The sequence below is a fragment of the Erwinia sp. MYb416 genome (genome assembly GCF_037479575.1).
Classification (GTDB): Bacteria; Pseudomonadota; Gammaproteobacteria; order Enterobacterales; family Enterobacteriaceae; genus Erwinia; species Erwinia rhapontici.
On the sequence record NZ_JBBGYT010000396.1, the window covers coordinates 1 to 781 of the forward strand.

A 781-nucleotide genomic window follows, 5' to 3' on the forward strand; every position below is an offset into this window, starting at 1 on the left:
CCGTGTGCCAAGAGGAGGACGCAGGATAAGTGGGCACATTCTGGTAATTTTTTCGTGCCAGGGTCCAGGGATCAACCCTGTCAGAGACAGTGGAAAGGCCAAAATCTCTTTTCAGCTGCTCCGCACTTAAATCACCGCAGTGCATATCCTTAGCGCCGAAGTCATCCATACGATTCTTGGTGATGAAAATGGTACAGGGAAGAGATAATGCAGACATTGAAAACCTTCCTTGTATTGAAAAATAGTCATCCTGACGCTGACTTCCTGTCAGTTCTCACGCGGCATCAGAGAAAGTGTGATTATGTTGTCGACAACGTAATTTATCGATTACACTCAGTACTTCCAAATTAATTTGAGGATAAAAACCAAAAGTGCAGTACAGATCATAGTTATTGATAAATAGTAAAAACACGACTAGCACAGGGGGTATTACCACTTTGCCCTATTAAAACCAGCCATAATAAAGCCTCTGTTGAGGCCATCGCCATCATACCGACCTATTTTTTACTGATGATAATAAACTTTCATTCAATCCGTCTTTCTTTTGACGATCAGACCATTATCCTGAAGAACGTAAACTCCATCATCAAGTGTGAAATCTGTAACGTTGTATTTATCGCGACTGACGGTCATCAGTGCATTTTTATCAACACAGTTTTTGGGCGGTTTCATATCATCAAAGCACAGGCGATCATATCCATCATCCTCTTTATACCCTTCATCGAAATCCCACAATATCACATTATAACTTCCATCCGCTTCAGGCTGAGGAATATCATAC

2 protein-coding genes are annotated in these 781 nt (G+C 41.4%); both read right to left on the minus strand.

Translation table 11 applies throughout. The annotated features are described in order from the left end of the window. Nucleotides 1-217, minus strand: a 217-nt coding sequence (locus WH277_RS05540) for a DUF3289 family protein (protein ID WP_339504895.1), incomplete at its 3' end; no start/stop codon positions are given. 311 nt (nucleotides 218-528) lie between these two features. After that, the coding region (locus tag WH277_RS05545) for a DUF943 family protein (RefSeq protein WP_339504898.1) at nucleotides 529-781 on the minus strand (253 nt) is incomplete at its 5' end.